This is a genomic window from Candidatus Eisenbacteria bacterium (assembly GCA_013140805.1).
Lineage (GTDB): Bacteria > Eisenbacteria > RBG-16-71-46 > RBG-16-71-46 > RBG-16-71-46 > JABFRW01.
The window spans coordinates 27,619-44,707 of sequence record JABFRW010000178.1 but is presented as its reverse complement, the minus strand read 5'-3'; the positions used below and the strand labels follow the sequence as shown (position 1 = coordinate 44,707).

The 17,089-nt window shown below is 69.0% G+C and carries 14 protein-coding genes; all 14 read right to left on the bottom strand.

Annotated features, from left to right (window positions below):
• Positions 1-43: 43 nt before the first annotated feature.
• Positions 44-619, bottom strand: coding sequence for a hypothetical protein (locus tag HOP12_13665; protein ID NOT35189.1), 576 nt, complete (start codon positions 617-619; stop codon positions 44-46).
• Complete coding sequence (locus HOP12_13660; protein ID NOT35188.1) at positions 616-2,835, bottom strand: PASTA domain-containing protein; 2,220 nt, start codon at positions 2,833-2,835, stop codon at positions 616-618. Before HOP12_13660 ends, HOP12_13665 begins: the two co-directional genes overlap by 4 nt.
• Before the next feature lie 115 nt (positions 2,836-2,950).
• Positions 2,951-3,370 carry a hypothetical protein gene (locus tag HOP12_13655; protein NOT35187.1) on the bottom strand — a complete coding sequence of 140 codons (420 nt, stop codon included), beginning with the start codon at positions 3,368-3,370 and terminating at the stop codon, positions 2,951-2,953.
• Positions 3,371-3,378: 8 nt separating this feature from the next.
• The gene (gene rsmH, locus HOP12_13650; GenBank protein ID NOT35186.1) at positions 3,379-4,302 is read right to left on the bottom strand and encodes a 16S rRNA (cytosine(1402)-N(4))-methyltransferase RsmH; all 924 of its coding nucleotides are present in this window, start codon (positions 4,300-4,302) and stop codon (positions 3,379-3,381) included.
• Positions 4,286-4,753, bottom strand: a complete 468-nt coding sequence (locus tag HOP12_13645; protein NOT35185.1) for an STAS domain-containing protein — start codon at positions 4,751-4,753, stop codon at positions 4,286-4,288. The genes rsmH and HOP12_13645 overlap by 17 nt, the downstream gene beginning before the upstream one ends.
• Complete coding sequence (locus tag HOP12_13640) at positions 4,750-5,208, bottom strand: cell division/cell wall cluster transcriptional repressor MraZ (protein NOT35184.1); 459 nt, start codon at positions 5,206-5,208, stop codon at positions 4,750-4,752. Before HOP12_13640 ends, HOP12_13645 begins: the two co-directional genes overlap by 4 nt.
• Before the next feature lie 230 nt (positions 5,209-5,438).
• Complete coding sequence (locus HOP12_13635) at positions 5,439-7,016, bottom strand: hypothetical protein (protein ID NOT35183.1); 1,578 nt, start codon at positions 7,014-7,016, stop codon at positions 5,439-5,441.
• A complete protein-coding gene (locus tag HOP12_13630) occupies positions 7,013-8,365 on the bottom strand; it encodes a glycosyltransferase (GenBank protein NOT35182.1) in 1,353 nt (450 codons plus the stop codon). Before HOP12_13630 ends, HOP12_13635 begins: the two co-directional genes overlap by 4 nt.
• Positions 8,362-9,453, bottom strand: a complete 1,092-nt coding sequence (locus tag HOP12_13625; protein ID NOT35181.1) for a glycosyltransferase — start codon at positions 9,451-9,453, stop codon at positions 8,362-8,364. The genes HOP12_13630 and HOP12_13625 overlap by 4 nt, the downstream gene beginning before the upstream one ends.
• A complete protein-coding gene (locus tag HOP12_13620) occupies positions 9,450-10,523 on the bottom strand; it encodes a GNAT family N-acetyltransferase (GenBank protein NOT35180.1) in 1,074 nt (357 codons plus the stop codon). The genes HOP12_13625 and HOP12_13620 overlap by 4 nt, the downstream gene beginning before the upstream one ends.
• The gene (locus tag HOP12_13615) at positions 10,520-12,808 is read right to left on the bottom strand and encodes a hypothetical protein (protein NOT35179.1); all 2,289 of its coding nucleotides are present in this window, start codon (positions 12,806-12,808) and stop codon (positions 10,520-10,522) included. The genes HOP12_13620 and HOP12_13615 overlap by 4 nt, the downstream gene beginning before the upstream one ends.
• A gap of 4 nt (positions 12,809-12,812) precedes the next feature.
• A complete protein-coding gene (locus HOP12_13610) occupies positions 12,813-13,532 on the bottom strand; it encodes a polyprenol monophosphomannose synthase (GenBank protein ID NOT35178.1) in 720 nt (239 codons plus the stop codon).
• 2 nt (positions 13,533-13,534) lie between these two features.
• Positions 13,535-15,934, bottom strand: a complete 2,400-nt coding sequence (locus tag HOP12_13605; GenBank protein ID NOT35177.1) for a hypothetical protein — start codon at positions 15,932-15,934, stop codon at positions 13,535-13,537.
• The gene (locus tag HOP12_13600) at positions 15,931-17,085 is read right to left on the bottom strand and encodes a glycosyltransferase (protein NOT35176.1); all 1,155 of its coding nucleotides are present in this window, start codon (positions 17,083-17,085) and stop codon (positions 15,931-15,933) included. Before HOP12_13600 ends, HOP12_13605 begins: the two co-directional genes overlap by 4 nt.
• Between the last annotated feature and the right edge of the window lie 4 nt (positions 17,086-17,089).

The following is a 17,089-nucleotide window of genomic DNA, read 5'->3' as shown; positions in this document are numbered from 1 at the left end:
AGGTAGGCCTCGAGGGTGCCGTGATAGTCGAGGTGGTCGTGGCTCAGGTTCGTGAACACCGCGGCGGCCAGCTCGAGTCCGTAGGCGCGACGAGGGCGCGCGCGCCGTCGTCGCGCAGCGTCGCGAGCGATTCGTAGATCGCGATCGCATCCGGAGTGGTGAGCGCCGAGGCGCGGACCTGATCGCGAAAACGCACTCCGGTGGTGCCGATCACGCCGGCGGCGATGCCCGCATGTTCGAGCATCGCCATCGCGAGGTAGGTGGTGGTGGTCTTGCCGTTGGTTCCCGTCACGGCGATCACGTCGAGGGTCGTGGCGGGATCCGCGGTGAAGCGTCGGGCGGCGAGCGCGAGCGCGATGCGCGGATCCTCGACTTCGATACGTGCCGTGGCGCTCATCGGAGGCCATGCGGTTCCGCGCCGCGCGACCACCGCCGCCGCCCCCGCCCGCTCGGCGTCGCGGACGAATGCGCTCCCGTCCGCGTTCGCACCGGCGAGCGCGAAGAAAGCGTCACCGGGCCGCACGCGGCGAGAGTCGAGCGCAAGTCCGGTGATCTCGACGTCGAGCGTACCCGAGAGCGCCGTGCCGCCGGCCGGATCGAGCAGCGCACGCAGGGTCACCGCGCAGTTCCGATCCCGTGACCGCGCGCGGCAGCCGCGCGGGCGAGCACCACGGAGCGGGTCGTGCGACCGCCGAGTTGCCCGGAGAGAGTCGCGTCGGGACGTTTCGCTTCGGCGTCCGCGGCGTCGCGACGCGACGGTGCACCGGGCGCGCAGTAAAGAACGCAGGGGCGTTCGATCGGCAGCGATGCTCCGGCGGGCGGCTCCTGACGCACCACGTTTCCATGCCCGACCAGCCTCACCGCCACCTGGCGACGCGTCAGCTCGCGCAACGCCTCTCGAATCGGACGTCCGACCAGATCCGGCAGCGTGCGCCCGAGCGAGTCGTCGGACGCGGCGAGCCACACCGTCACGCGCGAACCGCGTTCGGTCGCGACCCCCGCGGCGGGTTCCTGCCCCAGCACCCGCGGTCCGGCGCCTTGAAACGCAGCGCGCAGTCCGTAGTCGGCCAGCCGCGACTCGGCGACACGGCGCGGCAGCAGTCGCAGATCCGGCACCGTGACGGGCGCCGGTGCCGGAGGGCGCGCGGCGACCAGCGCGGTGCCCGACTGCATCGGAGCGCTCGGCAAGCCGCGCCAGTCGAGCAGCACCTGTCGGAACACCGGAGCCGCGACCTCGCCGCCGTAGTAGTGGCGACCGCGCGGCTCGTCGATCACGACCACTCCGACGAGGGTCGGTGCATCGGCCGGCGCGAAGCCGGCGAATGAAGACAGATACATGCCCTTTCCGTAGCCCCCGACCGACGCGTCGTATTTCTGGGCGGTGCCGGTTTTGCCCGCCACTCGCAGTCCTGGCACCTGGGCAGCCCTCGCGGTGCCGCTGTCGACGACCGCCGCCATCATGTCGCGGACCTGATCGGTGGTGTGCTCGGAGAATACGCGCTGCGCGGCTTCGGGCGTCTCGCGCCACACCACGGCTCCGCCGGGTCCTCGTACCTCACGGACCAGCCGCGGTCGCATCAACACGCCACCATTCGCGATCGCGGCGTAGCCCATCACGAGCTGCAGAGGCGTCACCGAGAGTTCGTGACCGATCGCGACGGTCGGCGCCGAGCGCAGCGACCAGTGATCCGGCGTGCGCAGGCGTCCACCGGCCTCGCCGGGAAACGTGATGCCGGTGATGCTTCCGAAACCCAGCGCGCTCACGTAGCGGTAGAGGCGCTCGTCGCCGAGCATCAGCCCTACTCGCCCGAGCACGATGTTGCTCGACCATCGAACCGCATCGAAGAACGAGTAGCGAGGCTGCTTGTGTACGTCGTGGAACACCGCGCCCTGGACCAGCTTCGCCTCGCCGTTCGGAGACGCTTCGATGATCTGCCCGGGGCGCACCAGACCTTCCTCGAGCGCCGCCGCCGCGGTGAACACCTTGAACGTCGAGCCGGGCTCGTAGACATCGGTAAAGCTCCAGTTGCGACCGCGGCCCGCCGGCAGGTGCGGGGCGTTGGCGCACGCGAGGATCTCGCCGGTGCGTGGATCGACGAACAGCGCGAAGCCGCGCACCGCACGCAGCGAGTCCACCGCCGCCGCGAGGCGGCTCTCGACGATCGCCTGGAGATCGGAGTCGAGCGTCAGCATCACGTGATTGCCGTCGACCGGATCGCGGCGCATGCCGCGCGGCAGCTCGTGCGAGCGTCCGCGGCCGTCGCGGAATCGCGTCACCCAGCCGGAGCGCCCTCGCAACTCCTCGTCGTACTGCAGTTCGAGGCCTTCGACGCCGGAGTTGTCGAGATTGGTGCGTCCGAGGATCTCGCCCGCCGCCGCTTCAAGCGGATAGACCCGCTGAGTTTCGGGCGTCAGGTAGAGCCCGCGTTCCTTGAGTCGTCGCACGCCCTCGGCGATCTCGGGAGCGACGTGGCGCGCGACCCACAGGTAACGCGGCTTGCGCGTGAACTCGCGCTGAAGTCGGCGCGGTTCCTGCTCGAGCAGGCGCGCGAGCGCGCGCGCGGTCACCTGGGGATCGCGCATCTCCCGCGGGGCAGCCGCGATCGAGTAGGTCACGAGGTCGCGGGCCATCACGCGACCATGGCGATCGAGCAGCCGTCCGCGCACCGCGCGCAGCGGCACGCGCTGCTCCTGCAATTCCTCGGCTCGCTGCGCGTAGTGGCCGTGCAGGCACAGCTGCAACCACACCAGGCGGCCCCACAGCACCGCGAAGCCCAAACACAAACCGGCCGCGACCATCAGCACCCGACTCCTGCGCGATTCCGTGTGGGCCAACTTCCCTCCCTGGAACGGCGGGTCACGCATCCCGCCAGGCCTTCACCCGCGCGGTGCTGTAGTGCGGCCGGCCCGTACGCTCCGGACCGTCCGTCCGCTTATGGTCGACGAAGCGTCAGCGATCCCGGCGCCCGCGTGCCATGGCATCCGGCACGATCGAACGCGCTGCCCTTTCTGCCCAGGCCACCACCGTGCCGGGCGCGCTCCGTACCGCGTCATCGTCGACGAGATAGCTGGAGGGCAGCACGACGACGTGGTTGGCATCGAGCGGCGCCAGGCCCAGGTCGTCGGCGACCGGAGCCAGTTCGGCGCGGGTGGTGCGGCGCTCGTGCTCGGCGCGCACGAACTCGAGTCGTGCGTCCGCCTGCTGAAGCGCCGTGCGATGCTGCCCGAGCGCCAGCGAGAGCGCCGCCATGCGCGAGCTCTGCCACACCTCGACCAGCAAGAGAGCGATGACGACGATGCCGAGAAGCCACAACTCCGGTCGGACGACGCGGACTTCGACCGCGCCCCACGACGGGACGGAACGACGCATGTCCCTGATCATGTCCGCTTCCTCCGGAAGGCTCGCAACCGCGCACTGCGTGCACGGGGGTTCGTAGCCGTCTCCTGTTCGCTCGGTCGCACGACCCGGGACGTCAGCGCTTCCCAGGGACTCACGGCCGCAGATTCGATCGCCACCGGCAGGCGCCGCGGCGTGAACGTCACGCGACCGCGCACGGCCTGCTTGATCCTGCGATCCTCGCCCGAGTGATAAGCGAGGGTCACCACCACCCCACCCGGACGCATCACGCCGGGCAACCACTCCAACATTCCGTCCAGATCCCGCGCCTCGTCATTGATCCACGTGCGCAATGCCTGGAAAACCTGAGCGTAGCGTCGCGGATGCGGACGCCCGCCGAGCACTCGATCGATCAGGGCGCACAATTCGGAGGTCCGCTCCAACCGGCCCTCGCGCGCCGCCCCCACGATCGCGCGAGCGAGCGCACGGGATCGCGGCACGTCACCATGAACGTGCAGGGCATCCGCGATCTCCGCTTCGCCTGCGGTCGTGAGCCGGGCGCGCAGCGGCGTGCCCGATCCGGTGTCGAAGCGCAGATCCAGCGGTCCATCGGCGCCGAAGCTCATCCCGCGCGACGGATCGTCGATCTGTCGGGACGACAAGCCCAGATCCATCAGCGCACCGGTGAACGGCTCGGCGCCGATCGCGAGGTGCGCTTCGCGCACTTCGCCGAACGTCGCCTGGGCGAGTGTCACGCGCGATCCGAACCGTGCGAGTCGCTCGCGTGCGAAGGCGAGCCCGAGCGCGTCGCGGTCGGTGCCGAGCAGCCGGGCTTCGGGCTCTGCCTCGAGCAGTGCGAACGCGTGTCCGCCGTCACCGAGCGTCGCATCGAGATAGAGTCCGGGGCCGGCGCGCAGGAAACCGAGCACCTCGGCGAGCAGCACCGGCTCATGACGCGCGCTCACCGAGTCCCGGTTGCAGCGAGGTCTCGACCTCGAGCAGCTCCGACGCGGAAGGCCAGCTGCGCAACCGGCCTTCACAACCGGACAGGCGAAACAGGTCACGCAAGTGTCGAGACAGCCCGCACACCACCACGCCCCCGACGCGCGCTTCGAAGCGCTCGAGGCGCTCGACCAGCTCGGCGGTGAGGCGATAGTCGATGTGCCGCAGCTGCGCGCAGTCGAGCAGCACCTGGTCGACGCCGCGCAACGCGAGGTCGTCGAGGGCGCGGCCGAGCCGCTTGAGCGCGGGCTGATCCATCCAGCCGCGCACACCGATCCAGGCCAGACGGCGAACGCCCGGTGGGGAGTCCGGGCGTTCGTGGAGCTCGACCCGGGCCGAGGCGCCGTGCCGGCCATGGCTCAGCTCCAGATCGAGGGCCAGGATTGCATGCGGTCGTTCGGTGGTGGCGATCATCCGAGGTCGTCCTTGAGGAACTGCTCTCCGAGCCGCTCGTACTCGCCGTCCACGTCGAGCACCGGCGCCAGTGCCGCGGCATACGCTTGCGGATTCCAGATCTCGATGTGGGTGCCCGCGCCGTGCAGGACGGCTTCCTTGCCGAGGCCTGCACGACGGATGAGTGCCGGTGGGATCGGGACCCGTCCTTGGGCATCCACCGTCACTTCTCGAGCATCACTCATGAAGGCCCGACGAAAGCGTCGCGCGAGCGCCACATCCCTGGCGCGTCGAATTCGCTCCATCCATTCGCCCCACTGCGTCGGCGAATAGACGTTCACGCAACCGTCGAACCCCATGTTCACGAACAGCGCGGCCAGTGGCTCCCCATCGGCATCGCGGCGCAGATGCTCCGGGATGACGATGCGGCCCTTGTGATCGAGCGAGTAGTTGTCAGTGCCGACGTGAAATGTCATTCGCGACCCACTTCATTTCACGGCGGTACCATTCATTGCCACCCGTCACCACAAATCACCACCGCCGGACGGAAACTTAGCCGCGAGGGAGCGGTCTGTCAAAAGGAAATTGCGCCGTAAGCCAGATTTCTTCTTGGACTTACGCTGCACGCACGTGCAGTGGTCGAGGTGCGAATCGAAGCGCACTTCCCCACTTCAGCACCCGTCGACCGAAATCTCCTCGACGGCGCTCACTGCACTTCTTCGCGCGCCACCCGTGCGGCGCGGAGTGAATCGAACACCGCCCAGTCGATGCGATAGACGGAGTAGACCGCCGGAGTCGGTCGCGCGATTCCGAGATTCGGAATTGCGGCGACGCCAAGCGGAGTCAGCGCGCGCGCATACGGCGAGCGGCGCAGCAGTCCGTACGCTTCCGGGTCGCGATCCATGAGGTAGTCGGGTCGCGAGAATGCTGCGAACGCGAACGAAGCGACCGCGTCCTCCATCGGCGCGCGCACCAGCGCCGGAATCATCTCGGGGGTCACGAGCCCCGCGAGGTCGATGACGCGTCGCTGACTGTAGTAACCCAGCGCGCCGATGTCGGGTGCTGCGATCACGGTGCCGGGCGGCGTGTAGGCGCCGAACCAGCGGCCCCATCGAATCAGACTGGTGCGAAGCGCCGGGCTGAACGATTGCACCTGCGGGACCACTTTCTCGCGGTATACCACCAGGTTCTGCACCGTCACGCCGAGCGCCAGCGCACAGGCCAGCACCTGTCCGGTGCGGCGGCGCGCACTCGATGCCTCCGCGTCGCCGACCCACCAGCGGTCCACCACTCGCCACGCCAGCCAGGCGAGCACCGGCAGGATCGGGAGCGCGTAGCGCGACAGCACCGGCACGCCGCGCAGGTTGTAGAGCATCGGCAACCCGATCACCCAGCACCACGGGAGGAAGCGTTGGGCGTTGGCGGGTCGTGCGGCGAAGACGAGCTTGAATGCGAAGACCAGCCCGAGCGCAAGGATCACGAGATAAGCGCCGTCGGTCGCCGCGATGAGCTTCAGGGTGCGTCCGAGATTGTCGAGCACGAACTGGGGATCACCGCTGCCGGCCGCCTTGGCGGCGAGTGTCTGCGGCCAGAACGTTCCGAAGTAGAAGCGCGCGAACACCAGCCACGCGCCGTAGATCAGGGTCGGCGGCAGCACGCCGGCCACGAATCGCCGCAGACTCTCGCGCGTGTCGGTGTCGATCAGCAGAAACGAACCCCAGAACAGCAGCAGCAACCCGGCCTCGGGCCGCGTGAGTGCGGCGAGCGACCACAACGTGCCGGTTCGCACCGGCCGCGAGCCCCACTGCCGCCCCTCGGTGAAGGCCACGAAGCCGGCGAGCGTGAGCGCCACCGCGAGCGGCGTCTCCATGCCGGACATCGCCCAGCGGATCATCCACGCGTGGCTCGCCCACGCGACCGTCGCCGCCGCGCGCACCACCGGATTCGTGACCGTACGGCGCATGAGCTGCAGGAACAGCCCGACCGATGCGAGTGTGGCCGCGTAGCCGGCCATCTTCGAGAACCACAACCCGTCGATCCGCAGCAGCATCGCGTCGGCCAGCAGCGTGACCCACAATGGACTGGTGCAGCCGTAGACGCGTTCGCCGACGTTGAACACCAGTCCGTGCCCGGTCGCCAGATTGCGGGCGTATTGCAGGTGAATGAACGTGTCGTCGGTGATATAGCCGCGCACGAACCACATCAGGACACCGGCGAGGACCAGGCCGAGTACGAGGCCGGCGCGCTCAACGGGCTGAATGGGCTGGCTGGTGGACTGGATCAACGGCGTCCTTTCACGATCGTCTCGAGTGTGCCGGCGAGTTCGGCGGCAAGCCGCTCACGCGCGTGTCCGGTCAGCCACGCGGGACGCCGCTCGGGTACCCGCCCGCCTTGCAGCCACGATCCAAAGGCGGCTTCGAGCGCTCGCTCGACCGCCGCCGCATCGCCCGGCGGCACCACCGTTCCGCCCGCATCCAGGACCATCCGCGCAGCCTCGTCGTCGGACGGCAGCAGCGCGAGGATCGGACGCCCCGCATCGAGGTACTCATAGAGCTTGCCCGGCACCATGGTGCGATATCCGACTCCGAGCGGTTTCCACAGTAGCAGCACATCGGCCTTCCGCTGCAACGCGCGCGCCTGATCGTGGGCGAGCGATCCGGTGAGCCGCACCAGGTCCGCGAGCCCGAGTGCTGCCACGCGTTGCGCATAGCTGCTTTCGTAGGGGCCCGCGAGCACCATCTGCAACTGCGAACGAGCCGCCGGTCGCGCGCGCACGAACCGCGCGAGTGCTTCGAGTGCCGTGAACGTCGAGTCCATGAGCGCGAGCGTGCCGGTGAAGACCAGCAGGAAACGGCTCTCGGTCGACGCGGTCGGCGCGCCGCCATCGCGCGACCGAGGCGGCGACTCGGCATCCGCGCTCGCGGCGGCATTCGCAGGCTCGTAGCCGTTCGGGAGCCACACCACGGAGCGCGCCAGCGGGCGACCGTCGCGGCCCCGCAGTGCCTGCAGCTCACGCTCGTGTGTGTGCGACGCCGCCAGCACCACGGCTGCTTCCGCCACCACTGCGCGCTCGGCCGCCCGATGCCGCGCGCGGTGCCAGGGTGTCGGCGGCGTTCGAAAGTGGAGCCCCACCCACGGATCTCGGAAGTCCGCGACCCACGGCAGCCCGAACCGGCGAGCCAGCGAGCGTGCCGCCAGATGCGAGCTGTCGGGCGGCGAGCTCGAGAGCAGCACCGAGATGTCGCCGCGGGCCAGCCGGCGCGCCGCGACCGCGCGGGCACGAGCGGCCCAGCCGGCATAGCTGTCGGGAAACGCGAACCAGTCGACGGCGCGTCGCAGCCATCCGATCGTCGTGCTCGAGCGCGTCGCGGAGGTTCGCGCGCCGCGCAGCCGCTGCAGCAACGCGAGTCCACTGCCACCTCCCACCCGCAGGACTTCGGTGCCGGCCGGCACGCGATCCAACAGCGAAGGGTCTCGGATCCAGGAGTCGTCGGGCCCTGCGCACACCACCGTGCAGTCCCAGCCGTGCGCGGGAAGGTGGCGCGTGAAGGACAACACGCGATGCACGCCGCCGCCCGCGAGCGGCGGATAGAAGTACGCGAGGATCATCACGCGTCGGCGCTCGCCGCTCACGCGCGCGCCCCGCTCGACGGCGCGCCGGCGCCGCGCCCGCCCCGGCTTGCGGCGAGCCGTTCGAAGTGCGCTTCGATCGTCGCCATGTTGCGCGTCAGGTCACCGTGCGCGACGACTCGCTTTCGTGCGCGCGCTTGCGCGCGCTCACGCCATGTGGCGTCGGTGAGCGCCACGTCGAGTGCCGCGACGAGCGACTCGAGGCCGGGCCCGAACAGTCGGCCCTCCACCCCGTCATCGATCCACTCGCGGTTCCCCTCGATGTCGCTGACCACCGGCACCGCGCCGCTCGCCATCGCCTCGAGCAGCGAAATCGAGGTCGAGTCCGAACGCGAGGCCGACACCATCACCTCGGCGCGCGCGAGCCACTCGGACATGACGTCCGGAGTGAGCAGGCCGATGAACTCATAGCGTCCCGCCGGCAGGCAGCGAGCCGCGAGCCGCTCCAGCTCGGGGCGCATGGAGCCGTCGCCCGCCACCACCAGTCGCGCCTGCGGATGGCGCGCCAGCAGCCGATCGAAAGCGAGGAGGATTCGTTCGATGTCGTAGATCGGCTCGTGCATCCGAGTGCTGAGCACCAGACCGCGCTCGCGCTCGCCGCGGGGCCGAAAGCGCGTCAGGTCGACGCCCCACGGCACGCACGCGACGCGCTCCGCGGGGGCCCCGAGCCGCACCGCCGCTGCCGCCAGGTTGCGCGCATCCGTGATCACCAGATCGGCGCGTCTCAGCACCCAGCGGCTGCGCGCACGTCGCAACACATCGGCGGAGCCCGAGATCAACAGGTCGGAGCCCCACGCGCTCACCACCAGCGGACGGCGCCCGGTCAGCGCTCCGAGCAGGCCGTAGTTCGGCACGTAATGCGCGTCGACCACCGCGGGAGCGAACTCGGCGAGTGCGCGGGCCAGTCCCGGTGCTGCGAGCGGATAGCGCAGCGCTCCTGGCACGGGGGCATTCGGCAGCTCTATCGCACCGAGTTCCGACGGGCCAGGCTCGAGCGACCACAGGCGCACCTCGTGACCGCGCGCTCGAAAGTGCTCGACCCAGCGGCGCGTGTGGCCGACCGAGGCATTCGAGAGCGTCGCGATCTTCATGGTGAGCGTTCCATGTCGGGCGCGCGCTCGAATCCGGCCTCCGGCGTGCCGCGAGCACGCGCGCTGCGCGACCACCGCTGAATCGCGAACAGCGCGCGGCCGACCGACGACGCGTGCGTCGGCGTGATCCATCGCACCCCCACCGACTCGGTGCGGGCACCGAGCGAGCGCTTGAACGCCTCGACGCTCGCGCTCTGCGCGCTGGCACCCGCGTTGAAGCGTCGTGCGCCGTGGCGCGCCGCTTCCTCGGCCAGGTGCCACATCAACACTGAGAACGCGGAACGCCGGCGCGCTTCCGCACGTGAACCGCTCCACCATGCGAACCACTCATGCGCGCCGACCAGCACCTGCACCGCCGACAGGATGCCGCGCGCGTCGCGCGCCACGTAGAGCCGCGCGAGCGGAACCCCCGCGGAATCGTTGCCGAGCAGTCGTCGCGCCAGCTCGATCGGCAGCGGGCGATGGCCGTGCCACGCGCGCGCCTGCGACGCGTACAGCGCATGCGCATGCTCGAGCGCCTCCGGCGCTTCGGCGACTTCCACGCCGCGGCGCCGGGCGACGGCCATCTCCTGGCGCGCATGGCGGTCGACGCGGCGCAGCGCGACCTCGATGCCGTGATCGAGATCCACGATCGCGCGCTCCATCGAACGCGTCTCGCCCGCGACGCGCTCGAGTACGGCGACGCTCCGACCCTTTCCGCGCGCCACCACCCACTCGCCGCCGATCGCGCGCCGCGTCGCCAGCAGCGATGCAAGCGCAGCGGCGCAGGCGTGGTCGACACGCTCATGCTGCCCGTCACGGGCGAGCGGCGTTCCGGGCAACAAGTGGGGCAAGGCGTGAATCGACTCGAATCCGGCGCGACGCATGATCAGCACCGGCATGCCCCCGGCGGGCTCATGCTCGGGGCCGACGATCAGGTAGCCCGCGGTCGCTCCCGGTGTGGTGGCGGCGAGCGCGTCGACGAAACCGCTGCGATGCGCGGGACCGGCCGCGACATCGTGTTCGACGAGCGCGTCCCACGCGGAGGGCGCGCGCTCGAACCACCGGGCGGCGTCCGGAGCTTCGGTCACCGCAGCAGAACGATGCGGGCGACGGCTTCGCGACCGCCGGCGAGAACCCTCAGGAAGTAAACCCCGGGCATCACCGCGCGGCCGTCCGCGTCGCGTCCATCCCACACCACCTGGCCATTCGCGGACGTGGAGAATCTCCTCAGCTCGCGACCGTTCAGATCGTAGATGGCTCCGGTGTAGCTCGAGCCATCCCCTCCGAGTCGCAGCGTCGTTCCGATTGCGGTGACGCGCGCGGGGTTCGGCCACACCCGAACCGACAGACGGTCGATCGACGGAGGCGCGGGCGGAATGAAGTTCGGATCGAAGCGGTTGAGCGCTCCGACGCTGGTGATCCACAGTGCGCCCGTGATCGGATCCAGCGCGACCGAGCGAACCAGATCGGAGCCGAGCGGCGAGTTCGCAACCGTGTACGACCGGGCGGTCCCGTCGGGGCGGAAGCTTCGCAATCCGGCCCCGGTCGCCACCCACACCGTTCCGTCGAGTCCGACTGCGAGCGGCTTCACGCTCAGGTCGGTGGTTCCTCCGAATACGTCGAGCGTGTCACGGGCGGTCGCACTGGTGGGCCCCGCGATGCCGAATCGATACAACCGGGTCGAAGTCAGGATCCACAGCGAATCGCCGCGCGCCAGCACATCGCGCACGTTCTGCCCCTGCAATTCGGACAGACGCAGCGCCGAAAATCCCCCGGGCAGGCCGCTGCCGTCGCCCAGATCCACGAAGTCGACGCCTTCGTTTTCGTAGCCGATCCACAGCCGATTGTTGCGATCCACACTGAGGCCGCGGATGAAGGTGCCGCCGAGCCCACCCGCCGCAGAGGTGTAAGCACGCACGAAGTTCTCGTTTGCATCGTAGTAAGCGAGCCCGGCCGGGTCGTAGCCGTCGCGATCCGGAGTATCGAGTCCGAACCAGCGGCCTCCGGTGTTGTCGGCCGCCGACGAGAAGCTCCAGGTGAACGGCGCTTCCGGCGAGTTGGCGCCGCCCGAGGTGACCTGGAACGGGCGCCCCACCACCGGCGTCGCGCCGGTGTCGTCGAGCCACTCGAACGCGCTCGTCCACGAGCCCATCCACTTCTTGCGCTCGCGATCGACCAGCAGCGAGAAGGTGAATTGCGGATTCGCAAACGTGGTGTCGCACTGCGGTCCGACGCACGACAGCCCCGCGCGATAGTGCCGCCAGGCTCCGCCGGCGAGCCTCCCCGCTCCGTTGACCGTCGTCACGTACACGCGGTCCCCGTCGACCGCGACGTTCACCAGATTGTTGTCGGGCGGGCAACCGATCTCGTAGCGATTCCACACCCCGGCCGTCGGGCTCTCGTAGAACTGCCGGCCCGAGGCGGCGTAGACCACTCCGTCGGCCGCCTGTGCCGGGCGCAACTGATCCTGATAGGTGTCCGCGGACTTGGGATCCGATCGCGGCGAGTTCGGCAGCGCCACGAAGCTGAATCCATTGAAGACCGCGACGCTGTCGGCGGTGCCGATCATCATCACGCCGGGACCGCCGGAGCCGGTCAGTGTCGAGCCGTTTCGGAATTCCCAGTTCGGCCCGGTCGGACGCCAGCGATGACAGGCGAGCGAACTGATCGCGAACACGTCGGTGCCATCGGTCTCGAGTTCGAGGATGTTCTCAGAGCCGATCGAGAGGCCGGCGTTCGCCCGTCGCCAGTCGGTGAGCCCGCTCGACAGTCGCGCGAGTCCGAAGCCGCTGCGCGTGCCGAGCCACAGCGAATCTCCGAACTGAAGCACCGCGGTGATCGCGAGATTCGTGAACGTCGTATCGAACGACACGGTGTTGCCGTCCGGAAGCGAGCCCGAGATCTCGACTCCGTTCCACAGCGCAAGCCCGCGCGCCGTCCCGATCCAGACCGTGTCGCCGACCGCTTGCAGCGACAGAACCGAATCCGAAGGCAGGCCGTCGAACACGTTCACCAGATCCCAGCCCGACGCGTCGGCGCGTCGACGACTGACCCCCGCCGTGGTGCCGACCCACAGCCGACCGCTGCGGTCGCGCGCCAGCGAAGTGAGTTCGTTCGCCGCGATTCCGCCCGGCTCGCGATGGAACGACTCGAACACGTGAGCGGCGCGATCGAAGCGGTAGAGCCCGCCTTCGCGCGTCGCACACCACACGTCGGTCGGGGTGGTGAGCAGTTCGGTGAAGTAGCCGGGATACGCAAACGTCTGCCAGCCGTCGGCGGCAAACGCCGGACCGACCCGCGCCAGCACACCTGCCGCCAGCGCGCATGCGCCGATCCACAGGCAACGAGTGACGAGCGAGCTCGCACCTCTCATCGCGTCACTCCAATCGTCCGAGTAGGTCGCTGAGCCGCAGCCGCCACACCATGCCGGCCGCCTCCCAGATGATCTTGCGGTTCATCTTGGACACCCCCGCACGGCGATCGACGAACACGATCGGGATCTCCCGCATGCGGAAGTCCTTGCGCCACGCCTTGTAGTTCATTTCGATCTGGAAGGCGTAACCGTCGGAGCGCACCCGATCGAGTCGGATCGCCTCCAGCACCCGCCGGCGAAAGCACTTGAAGCCACCGGTCGCGTCATACACCGGAAGCCCGGTGATGATCCGGGTATAGAGGTTCGCTCCATAGGAAAGAATCAGCCGCCCGAGCGGCCAGTTGACCACGGTCACCTTGCCGCCGAGGTAGCGCGAGCCCAGCACCAGGTCCACTTCACGCGCGTGACGCAGGAACTCCCCGATGCTGTCCGGGTCGTGTGAAAAATCGGCATCCATCTCGAAGATGAATTCGGCACCGCGATCGAGCGCATAGCGGAACCCATCGCGGTAGGCCGAGCCGAGTCCGAGCTTGCCGGGGCGGCGCAGCAGGTGAATCCGGGGTTCCGAGTCACAGCGCGCCGCAACCAGGTCTCCGGTGCCGTCGGGCGAGTTGTCGTCGACCACCAGGACTTCGAGTCCATACGGCAGCGCGAGCAAGCGATCGAGCAGCGTCGGGATGTTCTCGCGCTCGTTGTACGTGGGAATGATGACCAGCGTTTCCAAGCTCAGGCAGCTCCCGGCTCGGGGCCGGTCCGGCGCCGGCGCGCCGTCCAGAAGCCCGCGAGCAGCAGCAGCAGGATCACCGTGAGACTCACGAAAGACAGCGTGAGCCCCAGTCGCACCGACTTCGATTCGAATCGGAACTCGACCCGGTGCTTGCCGGCCGGCACCTCGACCGCTCGCAGTGCGTAGTCGGCTCGCAACACCGCGGTCGGCCGTCCGTCCACCGTGGCGACCCAGTCGGGATACCAGGCGTCGGCGAGTCGCAGCAGCGCGGGGCCCGGAGTCTCGACATCGACCGTCACGCGATTGAGTCCGTAGTTCGCGATCTTCGCGGTTGCACCTTCGACCGGGCCCAGAGTGAGACCCGGATCGCGGTCGAGCCACGTCAGGTTCGCGACGTCGTCGATCGAGTACGAAATGCTGTCGATCATCGCCGTGTCGACCGGCGCCACCCGATAGCGCCCGACCACGGTCGCGCGCGGCAGCGCGAACAGGTTCTCGTACACGATTCCGCTCTGCCCCCTGATCCGCTCGACCAGTCCCGGCGAGTCGAGGATCGTGCCCACCACGATGTAGCGGATGTTCAACAGGCGCTGCCAGTTCAGATTGTTGTGGATGTCACGCTCGATCAGATCCTGGAACGCGCGGGGCTTGGCTGCGTGATAGCCGCCCAGCGAGGCGATTTTAAACGTCGCGAATCGATTCGACTGGTATTCGCTGTACGGCAGAATGCGATAGGGGTCCGCCGGTGCATTGCTCTCGAGCCACCGCACGACATCGTCACGACCCGTTTCGGGGTCGTTCATCGCCGGCATTCCGATCACCGGAGTCATGACCGCTCGGTCGACCGGCCACACCTCGAAGCACACCAGCAGCAGCATCGCGAAGCTTCCGAGCAGCGCCGGCACCCGACGCCGCGCCACCGCCCATCCGAGCAGCCCGACCAGGATCGCGAACAGCCCGAGTCGCTTCACGTCGCCGAGGTAGAGCTGGAACGCGTAGTTTGCGGCGTCCGCCTGGAAGCGCTGCTTGAGCCGTAGCGCATCCGCTACGTACGACGTGCGCCAACCCTCACCGGTCGCGATCGCAGCCACCAGCACCAGCGCACCGATCAGCGCCACGGCGAGCAGCACACGCGACGCGTCGAAGCGGCGCGGCGCAACGGAAGCGTCGCGTTCCTCGAGCACGCGCGTCCAACCCCAGCCCGCCGCGAGCGCGACCGCGAGGTGCGTGAGCAGCACGATCATCACCGGCACTCGGAACTTGTTGAACAGCGGCAGGTGCTGATAGAGCAGGCCGTAGACGGGCGTGTTGCTTCCGAACGCGACGAACAGCGAGAACAATGCGAGCACCAGCGCAAACACGCGCGGAGCTCCGCCGACGAACAGCGCCGGCAGGCAAAGGGCGAGCGCCACCACTCCGATGAAGGCATTCGGGTAGTCGGTGAACGGCATGCCGCCCCAGTAGGTGGCCCCTCCGAATCCGACCGCATGGGGAATCACGAACGTGCCGAGTTCGTAGGGCGCGAGCGACCAGAACGTCGCGTACTGCATGCCAACGCCACCGTCGACCCCGCCCCCGCGGATCGAGTACTGCGCATAGTCGCGCAGCGGCAGGTTGTAGAACCCTGCGAGTCCGAACGCCAGCAGCATCGCCGCACCGATTCCGGCCGCGCGCAGCAAGCGAGTCGTGAGCGGACGTTCGTCCTGCGCTCGAACGAACGAGACCGCGAGGTCGACGAGCAGGTAGAGCCCGACCGCCATCCAGGTGTAGAAGACGATCTGCGCGTGACCGCGCAGCATCTGGAAGCCACCCGCCAGCGCGAGCCAGCCGAGGTCTCGAAGGCTGCCGCGCCTGAGCCATCGGGAAGCGAGCCACAGGAGCAACGGCAGATACGCCGAGTCGACCAGCTGACTTCCGTGCCCGTGCGAGCCGACCGCGACCAGATTGGGGGTGAATGCGAACAGCGCCCCCACGATCATGGCGGCCCCGGGGCGTGCACCCCACTCCCGTGCGAGCAGCGCTGCGAAGCATGCGCCCAGGAAGTAGTAGAGCAGCATCCACGTCAAACTCGGCAGCGGAATCACACGCTCGACGAGCGCGAGCGGCCAGTCGGGCGGGTAGATGTAGGGGTTGTAGCCGCCACTGGCGAACGATGGCATGCCGAGGAAGACGTAGGGATTCCACAGCGGGTACTCGCCATGCTTGAGCGCTTCCTCGCCCGGACGCACGAAGCCGGCCGGGTTGTTCGCGTCAGGCGAGGCGAACGTCATGCCCTCGAGCGCGACCTCGTGAAACAGCGCCAGAGTCAGGAGTCCGAGGATCGCGGCCACGACGCGAATGTCGAACGACCACGCGGGGCGCGCGGAGATGGGGCGCGAAGCGGCCGGCTTTTTCGTCATGCGTCCTCGCGGGCTTGAGAATCCGATCGAACGGCGCTCAGCCGACGCTCGATCTCGGTCACCATGCGCGTCGCCCGCTCGCCCCAGTCATGCGGGCGCGCCAGCGCGCGGCAGGCATCCGGATCGCGCCCCGCGTCGAGCGCCGCGTGCACCGCGGACACGAAGTGGCCCGGTTCCGCGGCGAACTGCAGGTGCGGAGGCGCCGCCTCGAGGTCGAGCAGCGGCGTGGTAACCGTGGCGCACCCCGCGGCCAGGTATTGGTAGACCTTGTTCGGGTTGATGCCCTGCACGAAGGAATCGTGCGCCCGGAAAGGTATCACACCCACATCGAGCGCCTGCATCACGCCGGGCACCTGCTCGTAGGGCCGCGATCCGAGCACCGCCACGCCCCCGCGCGCCGCCAGCGCGCGGACCGCATCATCGGTGGCGGGGCTTCCGGGGCCGATCAGGATCAGCGTTCCTCCGCGGCGTTCCGCGCGCAGGCGTTCGAGCAGCTCGAAGTCGAGGAAGTGCGAGAGCAACCCCACGTAGCCGATCCACGGACGCGGCCACTGCGCGAGTTCGTCCGGCGGCGGCGACGGGGCCGCGAAGCGATCGAACTCCACTCCGTTGCCGAGCGGCACCAGTGGGGCTGCGACCTCCGTCGACAGCTTGCGGCGATACCACTCCGAGACCACGAACATCCAGTCGACGGCCGCGTGCGCGCGAGGCCAGTAAGGATGCGTCCAATCCGGGACTCCGGCGAACTGAAAGGGATGATCATTGAAGTCGTAGAACGCCGCGCGATGCTCGAGGCGCTCGAGCGCCTGCGCCGCGTAGATGTTCGAGGCCATGACGACCGGTCGCGGCTCGACGCCCAGTTCGCGCAACCGACGACTCAGATGGCTCCACGCCGTCCGTTCGATCAGCGCGCGACCCGGCGCGGTCGCGGCCGCCGCGTTGTAAAGGCGATTGCGGGTCACGGGCTTGAGGAACGGGACCGTGAAGTAGGTCACGCGGCCCTCGTGACGGGGCGTCCACGGATCGTCAGCCCCGGCCGCCGGAGGCTGCGCGAAGAACACCCGCCAGCGCTCCGGAAAGCGCGACAGCAGGAATTGCTTACGGGTGCGGAAGTATCCCCACCTCACTTCGGAGAGAACCACCAGATCCATGAGG